Annotated in this window: 15 protein-coding genes and 1 pseudogene; 12 read left to right on the plus strand and 4 right to left on the minus strand. The window is 66.7% G+C overall.

The genetic code is table 11. From position 1 onward, the window contains the following. The 3 genes and pseudogenes from Q0J54_RS00705 to Q0J54_RS00715 all read left to right on the plus strand — a co-directional run. Positions 1-327: pseudogene (locus Q0J54_RS00705) on the plus strand (hypothetical protein); the annotation flags it as partial. A gap of 352 nt (positions 328-679) precedes the next feature. Continuing rightward, a complete protein-coding gene (locus tag Q0J54_RS00710) occupies positions 680-847 on the plus strand; it encodes a hypothetical protein (RefSeq protein WP_296303368.1) in 168 nt (55 codons plus the stop codon). Between the two features lie 32 nt (positions 848-879). Further along, positions 880-1554: a ubiquinone/menaquinone biosynthesis methyltransferase gene (locus tag Q0J54_RS00715; protein WP_296303459.1), complete on the plus strand. Its 675-nt coding sequence runs from the start codon at positions 880-882 to the stop codon at positions 1552-1554. Between the two features lie 12 nt (positions 1555-1566). Here the strand turns inward: Q0J54_RS00715 and Q0J54_RS00720 are convergent, their stop codons facing one another. Then, the gene (locus Q0J54_RS00720; RefSeq protein ID WP_296303369.1) at positions 1567-1761 is read right to left on the minus strand and encodes a DUF2065 domain-containing protein; all 195 of its coding nucleotides are present in this window, start codon (positions 1759-1761) and stop codon (positions 1567-1569) included. Between the two features lie 141 nt (positions 1762-1902). Between Q0J54_RS00720 and mqnB the strand changes: the two genes are divergently transcribed. Genes mqnB through Q0J54_RS00735 form a run of 3 tightly spaced genes read left to right on the plus strand, consistent with a single transcriptional unit; the run spans position 1903 to position 6641 of the window. Continuing rightward, complete coding sequence (gene mqnB, locus Q0J54_RS00725) at positions 1903-2631, plus strand: futalosine hydrolase (protein WP_296303370.1); 729 nt, start codon at positions 1903-1905, stop codon at positions 2629-2631. Positions 2632-2635: 4 nt separating this feature from the next. Beyond that, complete coding sequence (locus tag Q0J54_RS00730) at positions 2636-3601, plus strand: polyprenyl synthetase family protein (RefSeq protein ID WP_296303371.1); 966 nt, start codon at positions 2636-2638, stop codon at positions 3599-3601. A 40-nt stretch (positions 3602-3641) separates the two neighbouring features. Continuing rightward, positions 3642-6641: an AIR synthase-related protein gene (locus Q0J54_RS00735; protein ID WP_296303372.1), complete on the plus strand. Its 3000-nt coding sequence runs from the start codon at positions 3642-3644 to the stop codon at positions 6639-6641. A gap of 129 nt (positions 6642-6770) precedes the next feature. Here Q0J54_RS00735 and rimO read toward each other — a convergent pair whose 3' ends face one another. Continuing rightward, positions 6771-8081 carry a 30S ribosomal protein S12 methylthiotransferase RimO gene (gene rimO, locus Q0J54_RS00740; protein ID WP_296303373.1) on the minus strand — a complete coding sequence of 437 codons (1311 nt, stop codon included), beginning with the start codon at positions 8079-8081 and terminating at the stop codon, positions 6771-6773. Positions 8082-8283: 202 nt separating this feature from the next. Here rimO and Q0J54_RS00745 point away from each other — a divergent pair, with 202 nt between their 5' ends. Beyond that, positions 8284-10479 carry an EAL domain-containing protein gene (locus Q0J54_RS00745; RefSeq protein WP_296303374.1) on the plus strand — a complete coding sequence of 732 codons (2196 nt, stop codon included), beginning with the start codon at positions 8284-8286 and terminating at the stop codon, positions 10477-10479. Here Q0J54_RS00745 and Q0J54_RS00750 read toward each other — a convergent pair. Continuing rightward, positions 10373-11533 carry a hypothetical protein gene (locus Q0J54_RS00750; protein ID WP_296303375.1) on the minus strand — a complete coding sequence of 387 codons (1161 nt, stop codon included), beginning with the start codon at positions 11531-11533 and terminating at the stop codon, positions 10373-10375. The genes Q0J54_RS00745 and Q0J54_RS00750 overlap by 107 nt on opposite strands. A 431-nt stretch (positions 11534-11964) precedes the next feature. After that, complete coding sequence (locus Q0J54_RS00755; RefSeq protein ID WP_296303376.1) at positions 11965-12534, minus strand: hypothetical protein; 570 nt, start codon at positions 12532-12534, stop codon at positions 11965-11967. A gap of 148 nt (positions 12535-12682) precedes the next feature. Between Q0J54_RS00755 and panC the strand changes: the two genes are divergently transcribed. The 5 genes from panC to Q0J54_RS00780 all read left to right on the plus strand — a co-directional run bounded on the left by panC (position 12683) and on the right by Q0J54_RS00780 (position 17157). Further along, entirely contained in the window at positions 12683-13531 is an 849-nt protein-coding gene (gene panC / locus Q0J54_RS00760) for a pantoate--beta-alanine ligase (protein WP_296303377.1), read from the plus strand. 22 nt (positions 13532-13553) lie between these two features. Then, positions 13554-14726 carry a methionine adenosyltransferase gene (metK, locus tag Q0J54_RS00765; protein WP_296303378.1) on the plus strand — a complete coding sequence of 391 codons (1173 nt, stop codon included), beginning with the start codon at positions 13554-13556 and terminating at the stop codon, positions 14724-14726. 101 nt (positions 14727-14827) lie between these two features. Further along, on the plus strand, positions 14828-15511 hold the full coding sequence (locus Q0J54_RS00770) for a class I SAM-dependent methyltransferase (RefSeq protein WP_296303379.1): 684 nt from the start codon (positions 14828-14830) through the stop codon (positions 15509-15511). 306 nt (positions 15512-15817) lie between these two features. Further along, positions 15818-16606, plus strand: coding sequence for a threonine/serine exporter family protein (locus tag Q0J54_RS00775; RefSeq protein WP_296303380.1), 789 nt, complete (start codon positions 15818-15820; stop codon positions 16604-16606). Next, positions 16603-17157 carry a threonine/serine exporter family protein gene (locus Q0J54_RS00780; protein WP_296303381.1) on the plus strand — a complete coding sequence of 185 codons (555 nt, stop codon included), beginning with the start codon at positions 16603-16605 and terminating at the stop codon, positions 17155-17157. The genes Q0J54_RS00775 and Q0J54_RS00780 overlap by 4 nt, the downstream gene beginning before the upstream one ends. The last annotated feature ends 6 nt before the right edge of the window (positions 17158-17163 follow it).

Genomic DNA, 17163 nt, shown 5'->3' on the forward strand with positions numbered 1-17163 from the left:
ACGGCGGCGCAGCGGGACGACGGCCAGACTGAGCGTCTGGAGCAGGTGGAAGCGGCTCAGGGAGCCGTGCAATCCCGTCTGGACGAGCTGGCCGGACGCGTGGACGCGGCGGAAGCGGCGGCCACGGCGGCGCAGCAGGACGGCGAACTGGCGGAACGTCTGGAAAAGCTGGAAACGCAGGCCCGCAGCGTGTCCGCCCGTCTGGATGCGCTGGAAAAGCGTCTGGACGAGATGTCGCCGGCATTCAACGAGCGCATCGAAAAGGCTGCCGCCGCGGCGGCGGCCCGTATCCTGCGCGAGGAGATCGCCCGACTGCTGCAAGGCTGACCGGTTCTCTTCGGCATGCCTGCGGAAGCGTTCGCCACAGGCGGGACGTGTCGTTCCCCGTGTCGGGAGGCGCGGCGGCAGGTCCGGTGAAAGAGCATTGCGGGAGCGTCCCTTCGGGCGCTCCCTTTTTGCGGCCCGCCCGCTGCCGGCTGCATTGCTCCTTGCCAATCGCGGGCGGAGCGCATAACATATTTCCGCGTGATCGGCGCGGCATGGCCTGGTCGACGCGCAAGGGCATTTTTCAAAAAAGGGGGCGGGGGCCGGCCGTTTCCGTTCCTTTCCCGTCCGGTACGCGCACCTGCTGTGGGTCACGGCCATTCCCCAGGGACGGGTTTTGCTTTTTGAGGACAGTATGGACAAGGACAGCAAGGAAGCGTTGCAGGTCGCCAAGGAGCTGACGGCAAAATTCATCGAGACGCGTACCGTGTCGCCCGGCAATTTCGCGGAGATCTTCCCTGCCGTTTTCCGCGTGGTGCACGAGACCGTCCGCCAGTGTTCCGCCCGTCAGGAGGACGCGTGAACGTCTCCGCCCATGATGCCGCGGTGGCCGGCATGTTCGGCCGCATTGCCGGCATGTACGATGTGGGCAACCGCGTCCTGAGTTGCGGCATCGACATCCACTGGCGGCGGGTGCTGGCGGATACGGTGCGCCTCGGACCGACCCGACGGGTGCTCGATCTGGCGGCCGGCACGCTCGATGTGGCGCTGGCGGTGCGGCGTCGCTGGCCGGAAGCCATCGTGCCGGCGCTGGATTTCTGCCCGCCCATGCTGCGCCGGGGACTGCCCAAGCTGGCGCGGCGGGGAGAACGGCGCATCCTGCCCGTGGCGGCGGACGCCAAGCGTCTGCCCTTGCCGGATGCCTCCGTGGACTGCGTGACCATGGCCTTCGGCATCCGCAACATCACGCCGCGCGAGGAGGCCTTCCGGGAGATGCTGCGTGTGCTCGTGCCCGGCGGACGGGCCTGCATCCTGGAATTCGGCTCCGGGCAGGAACGCATATGGGGCGGGCTGTACAACTGGTATCTGCGCCGTCTGCTGCCGCTCATGGGACGGCTCTGCTCCGGCGACGCCGCGGCCTACAGCTATCTGTCGCAGACCATCCGGGACTTTCCCGGCGCGCGCGAGCTGGAGGAAGAGATGCGGCAGGCGGGCTTTGCACAGGCCTGGCATAAGCGGCTGACGTCCGGCATCGTCTGTCTGCACGTCGGGGAAAAGGCCGCGCGCTGAACCGTGCCGCGTTCAGCGGAACACGGCCACGAGCAGCAGGCCGAGGCCGATCCCCAGCAGGCCGTAACGGCGCAGGATCTCCGGCGATTTTTCCACGAGTTCCCGCATGACGCGACGCATCATGGCGGGGAAGAGCGCCCAGAGGACTCCTTCAAGGGCAAGGCAGAGGCCGAGGCTGCACAGGATGAGTTGCGGGGCGGTTCTCATGCCGGGATAATGACCGGCGCGGGCCATTTTGTAAAGGATGAAAACCGGCTGAGGCGGTCCATCCCTGTTTCGCCGGCGTGCCGCCCAAAGCCGGCCGCAGGCGTCCCGCAGCGTGGCTGACGACAAAAAGAGGTGATTCCCGTGCTACTGCTCTGTGCCGCGACGGCGGCGGAAATGCTGGCTGCCGTGCCTGCCGGCGGACTGTCCCATGGCGAGGCGGATTTCCCCCTGTTCAAGCCGGTCCCGCTCCGGCTGGGCAGGGAGGGCGGCGTGGCCTGCGTGACCGGCGTCGGCCCCATCAACGCCGCGCTGGGCATGGGCATCGCCCTGGCCCAGTGCGCCGCCGCGGGGCAGCAGGTGCGGGCCATCGTCAACGTGGGCCTTGCCGGTTCCTTCGATCTGGGGCGCTGGCCGCTCCGCAGCCTGCATGTGGTGCGGGAAGAGATATGGCCGGAGTACGGCTTGCATGACGGCCGGCAGGTGGTGGCGCAGGCCTTCGGCTATCCGCAGTGGAGCGACGGCCGACGGGAAGTGCGCGACCGGCTCGCGCTGGCGGCCCCGGCCGAACTGGGGCTGAGCCTGCGCGAGGCCGCGGCCTCCGCCCTGGACGCGCAGGGCGTGCGCTCGCTCACCGTGGCGGGCGTGAGTGCCAGCGTGATGCGCGTCCAGCATCTGCGGCAGCTCTACGGCGCGGCGCTGGAGAATATGGAAGGCTTTGCCGTGGCCTATGCCGCCGCCCGGGCCGGACTGCCCTGCCTGGAGATCCGCAGCGTTTCCAACAAGGTCGGGCCGCGTACCGCGGAGGAAAAGGATTTCCCCGGCGCGCTGCGGCAGCTTGGCTGCATCCTCCCCGCCCTCAACCTGGTGTAATGACATGCTATTGCTGAAAGCTCGACTGGGCAGGGAACTGCCCGCCATCAACAGTGCCCTGCGGGAAGCCGTGGACGCGCTGCATCCCTCGGTACAGCCCGTTGCCCGGCATATTTTCGATGCGGGCGGCAAACGCCTGCGTCCGCTGCTGGTCATCCTGCTTGCCCGGCTGCTGGGGCATGACGGCGCGGACATCTACCCGCTGGCCGCCAGCATGGAGATGCTGCACGCCGCGACCCTCCTGCATGACGACGTGCTGGACAATGCCGACAGCCGCCGTGGCCGGGAGGCCGCCCATGTCCGCTTCGGCGTGGCCGTCACCATCCTTGCCGGGGATGCGCTGCTGGCCTCGGCCAATGCCTGCGTGGCCCGCTATGCCGACCCGGCCCTGTGCCGCTGCTTCTCGCAGGCCACCAGCCGCACGGCGGCGGGCGAGATTCTGGAGATCGCCTCCCAGCGGCATGTGGACGTCAGCGCCGAGACGTATGCCGACATCATCCGCGGCAAGACGGCCTGGCTCATCCGCGCCTCCTGCGAGATGGGGGCCCTGCGCGCGGGCGGCAACGTGATGCAGGTGGCGGCGGCCGCCGAATACGGGGAAAATCTCGGCATGGCCTTCCAGCTTGTGGACGACGCGCTGGATTTCGCCGACAGCGGCGAGACGGGCAAGCCCACGGCCGGCGACGTGCGCGAGGGCAAGCTGACCCCGCCGCTGCGCCTCTACCGGCAATGGCTTGGCGACGAGCAGCGCGCTGCCTTCGATGCGGCCTTCGTCTGCGGCCTGCTGACCGAGGACGACGCCCGGAGCATCGCCGCCGAGGTGCGCGCGCAGGGCTTTGACCGGGCGGCCCGCGAGGAGGCCGTCGCCTATCTGGACAAGGCCCTCATGGCGCTGGACCGTCTGCCCGAAGGCAAGGAACTGGACGTGCTGCGCCAGATGGCGGAATATGTGCGCGACCGGAAAAAATAGCCATCCTGCCGGGGAACCCGGCGGCATAAACGAGGATAGTATGCTCTATCGTGTGGAAACTGGCCTGCATCCGAACCTGACCGACACGCAGGGGCGCAAGACCGCCCTGCATATCCTGAAGGCGCTGCATGTGGAACTGGCGGGTATCCGGCAGGTGAAGGTCTATACCGTTGACGGGCTTGAGGAGGCGCAGGTGCGGCGTCTGGTGGACGAAGGCATCTGGCATGACCCCATCCTGCAGGAGGCATCCCTTGAGCCGCTGCCACCGGCGGAGCCGCAGCCGCACTGGTATGTGGAAGTGGGCTTCCGCCCCGGCGTGACGGACAACGAGGCCCGTACCGCCCGCGATACGGCCGCTATGGTGCTGGGGCTGGAGCGGGAGAGCCTGCGCGTCTATACGGCGGTACAGTACCGTATCGTCTGCCTGCCGGACAAGCCGCTCGACCGCGACGCCGTGGAGCAGCTCACCCGTTCGCTGCTCTGCAACGACCTCATCCAGCGTTTCCGCGTGAAAAGCCGGGAGGAATGGCAGGCCGAGCCGGGCTTTGCGGCGCAGGCCGCGCAGGTGACGGGCCGGCCCAACGACACGGTGGAGACCATCCCCCTCTCCGGCATGGACGACGCCGCCCTGCGGCAGGCCAGTCGCGACAACACCTGGGCGCTCACTCTTGACGAGATGCACTGCATCCGGGATCAGTTCGCCCGGCCCGAGGAGAGCGAGCGTCGCAAGGCGCTCGATCTGCCCGCCGATCCCACGGACGTGGAGATGGAAGTGCTGGCGCAGACCTGGTCCGAGCACTGCAAGCACAAGATCTTTGCCTCCCGCATCCGCTATACCGATGCGGAGACCGGGCGCAGCGAGGTGGTGGACAACCTCTACAAGACCTGCATCCGCGACGCCACGGCGCTTTTGCGCAAGCGTATGGGCGAAAAAGACTACTGCAAGTCCGTCTTCAAGGACAATGCGGGGGTCATCGCCTTCATCAACGGCTACGACGCCTGCATCAAGGTGGAGACCCACAACAGCCCCTCCGCCCTCGACCCCTACGGCGGCGCGCTCACCGGCATCGTGGGCGTGAACCGCGACCCCATGGGCACGGGCATGGGCGCGGAACTGGTCTGCAATACGGACGTGTTCTGCTTCGCCTCACCCTTCCACGACAAGCCGCTGCCGCCGCGCCTGCTCCATCCGCGCCGCGTGCTGGAAGGCGTGCGCGAGGGCGTGGAACACGGCGGCAACAAGTCCGGCATCCCCACGGTCAACGGCTCCCTCGTCTTTGACGAGCGCTACCTCGGCAAACCGCTGGTCTACTGCGGCACCGTGGGCATCATCCCCACGGACATCAACGGCCGCCACGGCTGGGAAAAGCGGGCGCAGGTGGGGGACGTCATCGTGATGACCGGCGGCCGCATCGGCAAGGACGGCATCCACGGGGCCACCTTCTCCTCCGAGGAGCTCCACGAGGGCTCCCCGGCCACGGCCGTGCAGATCGGCGACCCCATCACCCAGCGCAAGATGTATGACTTCATCATGCGGGCCCGGGATCTCGGCCTGTACAACGCCATCACCGACAACGGCGCGGGCGGGCTTTCCTCCTCCGTGGGGGAAATGGCCGAAGATACGGGCGGCTGCCGCCTGGACGTCGCCCGCGCGCCGCTCAAGTACGACGGCCTGCGCCCGTGGGAGATCCTCCTCTCCGAAGCGCAGGAGCGCATGACCCTGGCCGTGCCCCCGGCCAGGCTGGAAGAATTCCTCGCCCTGGCCCGCCGTATGGACGTGGAAGCCACGGCGCTGGGCGAATTCACCGATTCCGGCTTCTTCGAGGTGCGCTTCGGCGAGCGCATCGTGGCCTCGCTGCCCATGCACTTCATGCACGACGGCGTGCCCCAGCTCCAGCTCGAGGCGGAGTGGAAGGCCCCGCAACACAGGGACATCCGCGTGGAAGTGGCCGACGCCGACGAGGGCGCCTTCCTCAAGCGCATGCTCTCCCGGCTCAACATCTGCTCCAAGGAATACATCATCCGCCAGTATGACCACGAAGTGCGCGGCGGCAGCGTCATCAAGCCCCTTGTGGGCGTGAAGCGCGACGCTCCGGCCGACGCGGGCGTGCTGCGCCCCATCCTGGAGTCGGATGCGGGGCTCGTCGTCTCGCACGGCATCTGCCCCAAGTTCAGCGATTACGATACCTACTGGATGATGGCCAACGCCATGGACGAGGCCATCCGCAACGCCGTGGCCGTGGGCGCCGATCCCGACGCGCTGGCCGGCGTGGACAACTTCTGCTGGTGCGACCCCGTGCAGAGCGAAAAGACACCGGACGGCCGCTACAAGCTGGCCCAGCTCGTGCGGGCCTGCAAGGCCCTGCGCCAGTTCTCGCTGGCCTACGGCGTGCCCTGCATCTCCGGCAAGGACTCCATGAAGAACGACTACACCGGCGGCGGCGAAAAGATCTCCATCCCGCCCACGGTGCTCTTTTCCGTGCTGGGCGTCATCGACAACGTGACCCTGACCCAGACGTCGGACTTCAAGAAGCCCGGCCACATCATCTACCTGCTGGGCGGAACCTGGCGGGAGATGGCGGGCAGCGAGGCCGCCGCCGAGCTGGGCCTTGCCGGCGGCCGCGTGCCGGAAGTGGACGTGGCCGCGGCCCTGCCGCGCTATCGCGCCCTGCATAGCCTCATGCGTCGCAAGTCCGTGAGCGCCTGCCATGACTGCTCCGACGGCGGGCTGGCCGTGGCCCTGGCCGAGATGTGCATCGGCGGCCGCCTCGGCGCGCGCGTCGATCTGGACGCCGTGCCCGCGCTGGAAGCCATGAGCCGTACTGAGCTGCTCTACAGCGAGTCCGCCAGCCGTCTGCTGGTCAGCGTGGCGCCGCAGCATGCCGCGCTCATGGACGCCCTCGGCGAATGGCAGCTCTGCCGCCGCATCGGCGAAGTGACCGACGGCCCGGCCCTCGAACTGTGCAGCGGCTCTTCCACTCTGGCCGCCGTGCCCGTGGAGGAACTGGCCACGGCCTTCAAGGTGACGCTGGACTGGTAGGCCCCCCCTTCTCCCTGATAACGGTCAACGGGATGCCCTTCGCGTGGACGAAGCGGCATCCCGTTTTTTTTTTCGGCGTGCCGGAGCGTACGGGGACGGGCCGGCGGGCAGGGGCCAGCTGGTCGTGCCCTACGCCAGAGCCGTCAGATCGTAGGCGGCATGCTCCACGATATCGGCCTCCACCAGTGCGCCGGGCTGGACGCCGGGACCGCTCACATAGGTGATCCCGTCCACTTCGGGGGCCTGGAACCAGACGCGCCCGGTATGCAGGCCCGGCCATTCCGCATGGGGCGCATCCACCAGAACTTCCATGCGCTGCCCCACCTGGCCGGCGAGCAGGCTTTCGCTGATCTCGGCCTGGATCTCCATGAGCGTATTGCGCCGGCGTTCCTTGACCTCGTCCGGGACCTGATCGGGAAGGGTCGCGGCGGGCGTGCCGTCTTCCGGCTGATAGGCGAAGACGCCGAGCTGCTGGAAGCGGGCCTCTTCCACAAAACGGCAGAGCGTCTCGAAATGCGCTTCCGTCTCGCCGGGATAGCCCACGATGAAGGTGGTGCGCAGGGCGGCCCCGGGCAGATGGTCGCGGACAATGTCCAGCACATGGCGGGGATCGCGGGCAAAGGGCCGCCCCATACGGGCCAGCACGTCGGGGTGGGCATGCTGAAGGGGAATGTCCAGATACGGGAGGAGGGGGCGTCCGGCCTCGCGCAGAAAACGCAGAAAATCCGGCGTGATGCCGGTGGGATACAGATAGAGCAGGCGCAGCCAGGCCAGTCCGTCCAGCGGCAGGAGCGCTTCCAGCAGGGAGCGCAGGTCCTGCGGCGGGGAAAAGTCGCTGCCCCAGGCGCTGCTGTCCTGCGCCACGAGCGCTATTTCGCGCACTCCCTGGGCCAGCAGGGCCCGGGCCTCCTCCTTCAGGGCGGCCGCGGGCGTGGAGCGCAGCCCGCCGCGTATGGAAGGGATGGTGCAGAAGGCGCAGGCATGGCGGCAGCCCTCGCCGATCTTGAGCCAGGCATGGGAGGGCCCGGTGGAGAGCAGGCGGCCCGGCGTCGGGGCCTCGTGCAGGGCCAGGGCCCGCGTCAGCAGGGCGGGCCACTCCGGCAGGCGGCTGGTGGGCAGCCAGAGGTCCACTTCCGGCAGTTCGGCGGCCAGTTCCTCCGCGCCGTAGCGGCCGACCATGCAGCCCCCGACGGCCAGCAGGGGCCGCCGTTTCAGGGAGCGGAGGCGTTCGATCATCTCCAGCACGTTACGGACGGATTCCCGGACGGCCGGCTCGATGAAGCCGCAAGTATTGATGAAGACCAGGCGAGCGTGGCCCGGATGGGCGACGCCGCGCACCGGCAGCCCCAGGGAGCCGAGCGTGTGCTCCGTGTCCACGCGGTTCTTGGGACAGCCGAGACTCAGGGACCAGACAGGCAGGGTGGCGGGATGCTGTTTCATGGCGACATGCTAGCCGCAGGCCGGAATTTTGTCATCCGCCATTTTTCTTGCACAGCGGCAGCGCTTGGGCTAGGGTCGGGACACGGGAAAGATCGTCTCCGGCACGTCACATGCGGCATGAGCGACCGTTCCCCTCCTCATTTCCCCGCGAAAAAGGCCGGGACGAAAGATGGCACGCCGTGCCTGATCCTGGAGAGCCCGTATGTCCGAACAGCTTGTCGCCCCTTCCGCATGCAGCCAGGCGCATGCCTGCCAGAGTAACGGGCATTTCTGCCCGTCCGTGTTGCATCTGCTGTATGAAGCCGTCCTTCTGGTGGATGTCGTGGAACAGACGGTGACCCAGGTGGAGAGCAGCGGACGCCTTGTCCTGCACCTGCCGGACGACGCCACGCCGGGCAGTCTGCTGACCACCCTGGTGGAGCCTGACGACGCCTCCCCTCTGCGGGAACTGCTGGCCCCGGAAAAATGGCGGCAATTGCAGATGGGCGGCGAGACGCGCCTGTTGCAGGCCCGCTGCCGTCTGCCTGACGGACGCGGGATGCGGATGGAATTCTTCGTCTACCCCCTGCCCGAAAGCGAAGGCGCGGGGCGCTTCCTGCTGGGCCTGCGGCAGGCGCGGCACAGTTCCCGCATCCAGGCGGAAGCCACCCTGCCGAAATGCTGCCGCTACTGTGAAGCCGTCCGCTTTCGTGCGGCGCTGGCCAGTACCCGGACGCTCGTCCTTGAATGGCGGCCGCCGCTTGAGATGACCTACGCCTCACCGGAGATCATGCGGAATTTTGCCGGGACCTATGACGGTCGGCACGTCTTCGTGGTATGGCTGGATGACGAGGTGGTGCATGCCGATGACCGGCATGTCCTGGAGGACTGTCTTCGCCGTCTGCGGCGGGGGGATGCCGGCGGGGGCGAATTCCGCCTGCGGCTCAGGGATCGGGAGAACCACTTCCTCTGGTACAAGGTGGCCTGGCTCTGTACCGGAGGCTCGGAGGCCCGCCGCTTCATCGCCACCATCAACAACGTGGACAAGGCCGTGCGCGACGAGCAGAACCTTCGCTTTCGCGATGCCTGCGACGGCCTGACGGGCATCCCCAACATGGGCACGTTCTGCGCCCTGGCCCAGGTGCTGCTGCACGAACCCGTGCCGCATGCCATCATCTGCTTCGATGTGGGCAGGTTCAAGCATTTCAACAAGAAATACAGCTATGAGGAGGGCAATCGCCTGCTGCGCGCCATTGCCTTCATCGCTTCCGGCATGTTGCAGCGGGGCGAGGTCATCGGCCATGTGGCGGTGGACATCTTCGCCGTCTGCCTGCGCGGCGGCAGGGAACGGGCCCGGCATTTCGTGGAAGGCCTGTGCGATACCCTGCATCACGGCTATTCCAGCAAGATGGACGTGCGCCTCTATTTCGGCACGCGGGTGGTGGAGCCCGGCGAGGAGGGGCAGGTCCGGCAGTTCTATGATCAGGCGCGCGAAGCCCTCAAGACCGTCAAGGGCAGCTATCTGCGCCACCATGTCTTTTATGACGCGAGCCTCGAGCATAAGCTGGACTGCGAGCAGCTTGTGGAGAGCAATATGGTCGAGGGCATCGTGCAGCATCAGTTCGTGCCCTTCTTCCAGCCGCGCGTCAGCATGTGCAGCGGCCGCATCGTGGGGGCCGAGGTGCTGGCCCGCTGGCAGCAGAGTCCCGGCGTGCAGATCTCGCCGGACAATTTCGTGCCGCTCTTCGAGCGCAACGGCTTCATCGTCCGCTTTGACCATTACATGTGGGAATGCGCCTGCCGCCAGCTTCGGGCCTGGCTGGATCAGGGGCTGACGCCGCCGCGCCTCTCGCTCAATGTTTCCCGCATCCATTTCCAGGATGCGGACATGGCGGATTTCCTGCTCGGTCTGCTGGAAAGCTATCGCGTCCCCCCCTCCCTGCTGGAGCTGGAATTGACCGAAAGCGCCTTCGTGGACAACGAGATGCACGCCTGGCCGACGATGGATCGGCTGCACAAGGCCGGCCTGACCTTTTCCATCGACGATTTCGGTACGGGCTTTTCCTCCATCACCACCCTCTGCCTGCTGCCCTTCGATGTGCTCAAGCTGGACAAGCGCCTGCTGGTCAACTGCCTGAGCAACCCGCGCCTGCGGACCCTGCTGCACCATTTGGTGCCGCTGGGGCAGGAAATGGGGATGGAAGTGGTGGCCGAAGGCGTGGAAACGGTGGAACAGGCCCGCTTCCTCATGGAATGCGGGTGCGATCAAGCACAGGGCTTCCTGTTTTCCCGTCCGCTGGGGGCCGAGGATTTTACGCGGCGCTGTCTGGAAGTGGACGGGCCATTCGCGACGCCGCTGGGGGACGAACGGCCGTCAGAGGAAGAGACGCCCCCTGCCGCGCCCCGTCCCGCCGTATGAGCGTTTTCCCGTTGAAAAAGGAAAACGCGAGGCGGCGGCAAGGCGTCGCCCGGCCCGTTCGTGGCTCAGCGCTTGTCCGACCGGGCGAATGAGCGGCGCGGCGCGCCCTTGCGCGGGGCGGCAGTCTTTCCCCGGCCTGCTCGCTCAGGACGGCGGGCTTTTCCCGGGCCTGCGCGTAGCAGCGGGCAAGGCGTTCTTCGGCGTCAAGCTGCCGCTTGCGATTCGTTTCCAGAAGGCTCTTGTGGAAGGCCATGCCCTCGGCCCAGTGGGCGTCAAGCTTTGAACGTGCTCTGTCGTCGAGCGGCTGCCTTGCTGCCACCTCCTTCACCTCGTCCAGGGTGAGGGGGCGGCCGAAATGCTGAAAACCTTTTTGGCCAACGAAGCAGATATGGTGGATGGCGGCATTGCGACCGGCCTTGTCCGGGAATCTGCCGTTGTGGTAGTTCTCAAACAAGGTGCAGGCGGCCAGATGATCGCCATATTCCACGGCCCGCCGCAACCAGCGTTCGGCCCGCGCCTTGTCGGGCCGCTTCTGGCCGAGATACTGCATGCCCGGCAGTCGGGCGAAAGCATGTTCGCTCTCGGCCAGGCGGTAGCGCCAGTGCAGGGCTTCCGGGGTCAGCTCCTCATTCTTGAGCCTGTTCTTGCGGAGGACGGGCAGCGGTTCCGGCAGGGGAGCCGGGGACGTGAAGGGCAGATCGTGGCCGATGCGGGCCAGCAGGCAGGCGACCTCCATGCCGCCGGCATGGCCTGCGGCGGCGCTGCGCCGAAGATGTTCGACGGCCCGCCGCCAGGCGTCCGGCGTCACGACCTCGACGTCGGCGGCCAAGGCTTCGTACAGATAAGGATAGCTCAGGCCAGGGAGGAACTGTCCCTCGCTCTCGTCCATCAGGTTGAGGAAGCCGTTCTGCCAGAAGTCCGCCTCATCGTCGGGCAGAACCTCAGGGAAAAGGCGGCAGAGGGCTGCCGTCAGGGCCGCGGCATAGACGTTTTTTTGCTGGCAGGCAGCCTGGATCCAGCGTTCTCCGGCCCCGACGACCGTGGTGCCGCGCATGAAAGCACCCTGCTTCCAGGTTTTTTCCAATCCTCTGCGCCTGCGCGGCAGCGCGCCAAGCTCCTTGCGGAGCATTTGTCCTCGTCCCGCGTATGGGCGAAAGCGGGGAGTTCGACCGTGCCTCTCTCGAAGGGCCTTCCCAGCATCGCTTCCTCCTCCTCCTCTTTCTCCCTCATGACAAGGTGGAAGCCGGCGTACAGGGCGATGAGCAGTGGGAAACCGAGATAAAATCCTATCATGTCCGACCACCCGTGCCGAAAAGGCAGTGCAGGCGGGCTTTGCGGCCCCGGGGCATTTTCCGTGCGAAGCGCTTCGCGTTCCACGCCAGACGGTCTGCCGCTCCACGGAAAAACGCGGCGCCCCCGCTCTCATTGGGCCGGGCGGCGCTGTGCCGCCGCCTCGCATTTCACCTTTTTCAAAGATGAAACGCTCTAAAAGGGCAGCCGCAACAGACGGATGCTCTCCGGCTGGATGATGAGCAGCCGTTCCCTGCTGACCTGTGCGGCGTCGATGACGAAGGTCCCCCGGCGGATGTGGAGGATGGCCTCGGCTTCGTGGCTGCAGTCGAAGAGGTGCAGAACCTCTTCATCCATCCTGTCGATGACCGTCCAGTGGCGGTTGACGGCCGGGCCGTCGGCGGTGAGATGACGCAGGAAGCGCAGGATCACCGCCCGCTTGCGGTCCGCGGCCAGCCAGCGCCGGCAGACCTCCCAGACGGCATCGGGGCCGGGCCTGTCCCGTTCGCTGAAGGGGGCCTCCACCCCCAGCGGGAAGGCCCGCTGCTGGGCGCGCAGCATGCCGTCCACCAGTTCGATGTAATTGGTGTCCTGATCCAGCACGGCGCGCAGGGCCTCGGGCCGGGCCGCCAGTGCCATGAGCGTATCGTTGAGGATTTCCCGCGCCTTGAGCGTGCGTATGCCGTGCGTCAGGCGCAGGGCGTTCAGGACGGCATAGATGGCGCAGAAGGTATCCAGCTTCCCCTGATAGAACGGTTTGAGCATACGGCCTCCCGCCCTGTTATGCCCGCATGGCGGCGGCGGGTCAATGCGTCAGGGGGCGTTCCGGCGCGACAGGCGAAAAGAAGGCTTTACAAGGCGTCGCTCGGCGGGTATAAAAGACTTCCCGTTAATAATATCACAAAACCTTGATATGCAGATATTGACCTCACCTCAGGATATGGCGGCCCTCTGCCGCCAATGGCACAAGGACGGCGAGCATATCGCCCTCGTCCCGACCATGGGGTATTACCATGCCGGGCATGAATCCCTCATGGCGCGGGGGCGTGCGCTTGGCAGCAAGCTGGTGGTCAGCCTCTTCGTCAATCCGACCCAGTTCGGCCCCAATGAGGACCTGGCCGCCTATCCGCGTGATCACGAGCGGGACGCGGCCATAGCCCGCAAGCAGGGCGCGGATGTGCTCTTCATCCCCGAAGAGGGCGGCATGTATGCGCCGGACCACGCCACCTGGGTGGAAGTGCCGGACATGGCTCGCGGCCTGTGCGGGGCCAGCCGCCCCATCCATTTTCGCGGCGTCTGCACGGTGGTGATGAAGCTCTTCTGGCTGGTGCAGCCGGACGTGGCCGTGTTCGGCCAGAAGGACTGGCAGCAGCAGGCCATCATTCGCCGCATGGTGCGTGACCTGAACGTGCCGGTACGGATCGAGACGCAGCCCACCGTACGCGAGGCCGACGGGCTGGCCATGTCCTCCCGCAACGTCTACATGACCGAAGCCGAGCGCGCGCAGGCCCCGCAGCTGCGCCGGGGCCTGGAGCTGGCCCGGCGTCTGGCGCGGCAGGGCGAGACCAGCGCCGCGCGCCTGCGGGATGCCGTGCTGTTGTACTGGGCCGAGCATCTGCCGCTGGGCCGCCTCGACTACCTGAGCGTGGCGGATGCCGACTCGCTGGAACCGCTGGAGACGCTCAACGGCCGCGGGCTCATGGCCTGCGCCGTGCACATGGGCAAGGCCCGTCTTATCGACAACATCCTTTTGCAAGACTAATCCCGCCCACAAGGAGAAAACAATGCAGACCAAGGGCAAATACTTCTTCACCTCCGAATCCGTCACCGAAGGCCATCCCGACAAGGTGGCCGACCAGATCTCCGATGCCGTGCTGGATACCCTTCTGGCGCAGGACCCCGACGCGCATGTGGCCTGCGAAACGCTGGTGACCACCGGCATGGCCGTCATCGCCGGCGAGATCTCCACCAAGGGATATGCCGACCTGCCGCATGTGGTGCGCGAAACCATCCGCAAGATCGGCTATACCAGCTCGGACATGGGCTTCGATGCCGACACCTGCGCCGTGCTGTCCTCCATCGACCATCAGTCCCCGGACATCGCACAGGGCGTCACGCGCTCCGCTCCCGAAGAGCAGGGCGCGGGCGACCAGGGCATGATGTTCGGCTTTGCCTGCTCCGAAACGCCCACTCTCATGCCGGCCCCCATCTTCTGGGCGCACCAGCTCTCGCAGCAGCTCACCCGCGTGCGCAAGGACGGCACCGTGCCCTTCTTCCGTCCTGACGGCAAGACGCAGGTCTCCTTCGAATATCAGGACGGCAAGCCCGTACGCATCAACAATGTGGTGGTGTCCACCCAGCACGCGGCCAGCGCCTCCCAGGACGACATCATCGAGGCCGTGAAAAAGCACGTCATCCGTCCGGTGCTGGAACCCTCCGGCTACTTCGACGAGAAGGATTGCGAGATCTTCATCAACACCACCGGTCGTTTCGTGGTGGGCGGCCCCATGGGCGACTGCGGCCTGACCGGCCGCAAGATCATCCAGGATACCTACGGCGGCAGCGGCCATCACGGCGGCGGCGCTTTCTCCGGCAAGGACGCCTCCAAGGTGGACCGCTCCGGCGCGTACATGGCCCGCTACATCGCCAAGAACGTGGTGGCCGCCGGTCTGGCCCCGGTCTGCGAAGTGCAGATCGCCTATTGCATCGGCGTGGCTGACCCGGTGAGCGTGCTCGTCTCCTCCCAGGGCAGCGGCGATGTGCCGGATGAAGTGCTGACCAGGGCCGTGCGCGAAGTCTTCGATATGCGCCCCTACTTCATCACCAAGCGCCTCGACCTCAAGCGGCCCATTTTCTCCAAGACGGCCTGCTACGGTCACTTCGGGCGTGAACTGCCCGAATTCACCTGGGAAAAGACCGACGCCGTCGCCGATCTGCGTACGGCCGCCAAGGTCTAGCCCCTGCCGTCTCACTGATGCGAGAGCCTCGTCCCTTCCGGGGGCGGGGCTCTTTTGGCAATGGCCCGGCGTGCGAGCGCGGGCCTTGCGGGAGGATCTCCATGCCGGCATCCGCCGTCCCTCTGTCCCCGTCCCGTCCCAGCCTGCTGGATACCCTGGCCCATGCCGCCGTGGAGCGTGCCTGCACCGCCTTTCGACAGGAAGCCGGTAACGAGGCCGGGCCTCCCGTGCTGGTGGACGCCACCCTCGGCAATGGCCATGACGCCGCTTTCCTGCTGTCCTGCGCGCCGCCCGGCGCGCTTGTGCTGGGCGTGGACGTCCAGCCCCGGGCCGTGCAGGCGGCGGCGGAACGCCTGCGCGCGACCTGTGACGCCCGCCCGGATTGCCGGGTGCAAATTTTTTGCCGCGGCCATGAGGAATTGCCGGAGATCTGGGCGGCATTGCCCCCGGAGGAGAGAGAACGGCCGCTGCTGGCCGCGGTTTTCAATCTTGGCTGGCTGCCCGGCGGGGACAAATCCTGCCTGACGCGGGCGGACAGCACCCTGGTGGCGCTGGACTTCCTGCTGAAACGGCTCATGCCGCGAGGGTGTCTCTGCGTCCATTGCTATACGGGCAATGACGGCGGCCCGGAAGAGGAGAAGGCCGTGCTGCGCCGTGCCGCCGTCCTGCCGCCGCGCCGCTGGCGGGTCATCCGCTGCGCGGACGCCAACCGCGAGCCGGCCGGCGGCCGGGCGGAGAGCCTCATCCTCATGGAGCGTCTGCCGGTCTCCCGGCGAAAAGGCTGACGGGCGTCCGTGCCGGGGCCCGGCCCGGCTTGCGGTTTAAAAATTTTTCTAGAGTTTTGTGTGAAAACGCGATGGGCTGCATCTGAGTAAAAAAAATTGTACGGAAAAATTCTGAAAAGTTTTTAGATAAGCAAGATAAATGCGTATGTTACAGATTTGTCAATCGGAAGATTCTCTATGGCATGGCATTTGCTAGAGAGTAAGTACCTTCCTTTCTTCAACTGACAGTTCTCCAACCGGCCTGCCACCCCAGCAGGCCGTTTTCCTTTTGCGCGGGGCAGTGGCGTCCCGGGAAGCGGAGGCAGCGTGACGACGGATGAGCGGGCAAAAAGGCCGGATGTGCGGCAGGTGTGCGATTTCCTCCAGACGTTCTGTGCCGTCATGCTGGCGGACGGCGCGCAGACCCTGCGGGTGGAGCGCAACGCGCGCCGTATCGGCATGGCCTGCGGCATGGCGGTGGAGCTGGCCATGTTTTCGCGGCATATCATGCTGACGGTGCGTGAGGGCGAAGACGGCGAAAGCCGTACCGTCGTCCGCTCCGTCCCGGCCGGCGGCCCCAATTTCCTGCGCGTGCAGGCGCTCAATGCGCTGGGCTGGCGCATGGTCAATGAGCATCTGCCGCTTGAGGACGCCTGGCGGGAGATGGAGCATATCCTGGCGCTGCCCTCCGTGCCGCCGCTGCGGCTCTGCCTGCTCGTGGCCTGCGCCAATGCCGCGTTCTGCCGCCTGTTCGAAGGGGATGTCGTGGCCATGCTGCTGGTGTTCGTGGCGACGCTGGTCGGCTTCAGGGTGCGGCAGGCGCTGGGCGGCATGGGCATGAATCCCAAGATCGTTTACCTCTTTGCCGCCTTCTGCGCCTCGCTGACGGCCTCCTGCGGCGTCATCTGGCAGTGGGGCACGACGCCGCAGACGGCGCTGGGGGTCAGCGTGCTCTTCCTCATCCCCGGCATCCCGCTCATCAACGCCGTCCAGGACGTCCTCGACGGCCATGTGCTGATGGGCATCACCCGCGCCGTCCAGGCGGGCATGCTCATTGCCGCCATCGCGCTGGGCCTGTCGCTGACCATGCTGCTGGTGGAAGGAGCGGGCGTATGAACGATGTGCTGACGCTGGCCGCCGAGGCCGTGGCCGACGGCCTGTTCGCCGTGGTGGCCTGCATAGGCTTTGCCCTCATCTCCAATGCGCCGCGACCGGTCTGTCTGGTGGCGGGCGTGCTGGCGGGGCTTGGGCACATGACACGCTTCGTGCTGCTGCACGCGGGCATGGGCATCACCTCGGCCTCGCTCTGCGGGGCGACGCTGGTGTCCTTTTGCAGCATGGCCTGTGCGCGGCGCTGGCATACGCCGGCGGAGTTCTACGCCTTCCCGGCCCTGCTGCCCATGATCCCGGGCATGTACGCTTACCGTACCATCCTGGCGACCATGCATTTCCTGTCCGCCACGGAAGCGGTCGACCGAGAGACGCTGCTCGTGGACATCGCCTACAATGCGCTGACCACCTGCAGCGTCATGGGGGCGCTGGTCATCGGGGCCATCGTGCCGCTGTTCGCCCTGCATGGCGAGTCGCCGCTCACGCGCTGGTACCGTCGCGCCACCGGCGCGGAGAAGCGCGGGGGCGGGCATGAGGCCCCGCCGCGACAGGGCTGAGGACCC

The sequence above is a fragment of the uncultured Desulfovibrio sp. genome (genome assembly GCF_944324935.1).
Classification (GTDB): Bacteria; Desulfobacterota; Desulfovibrionia; order Desulfovibrionales; family Desulfovibrionaceae; genus Desulfovibrio.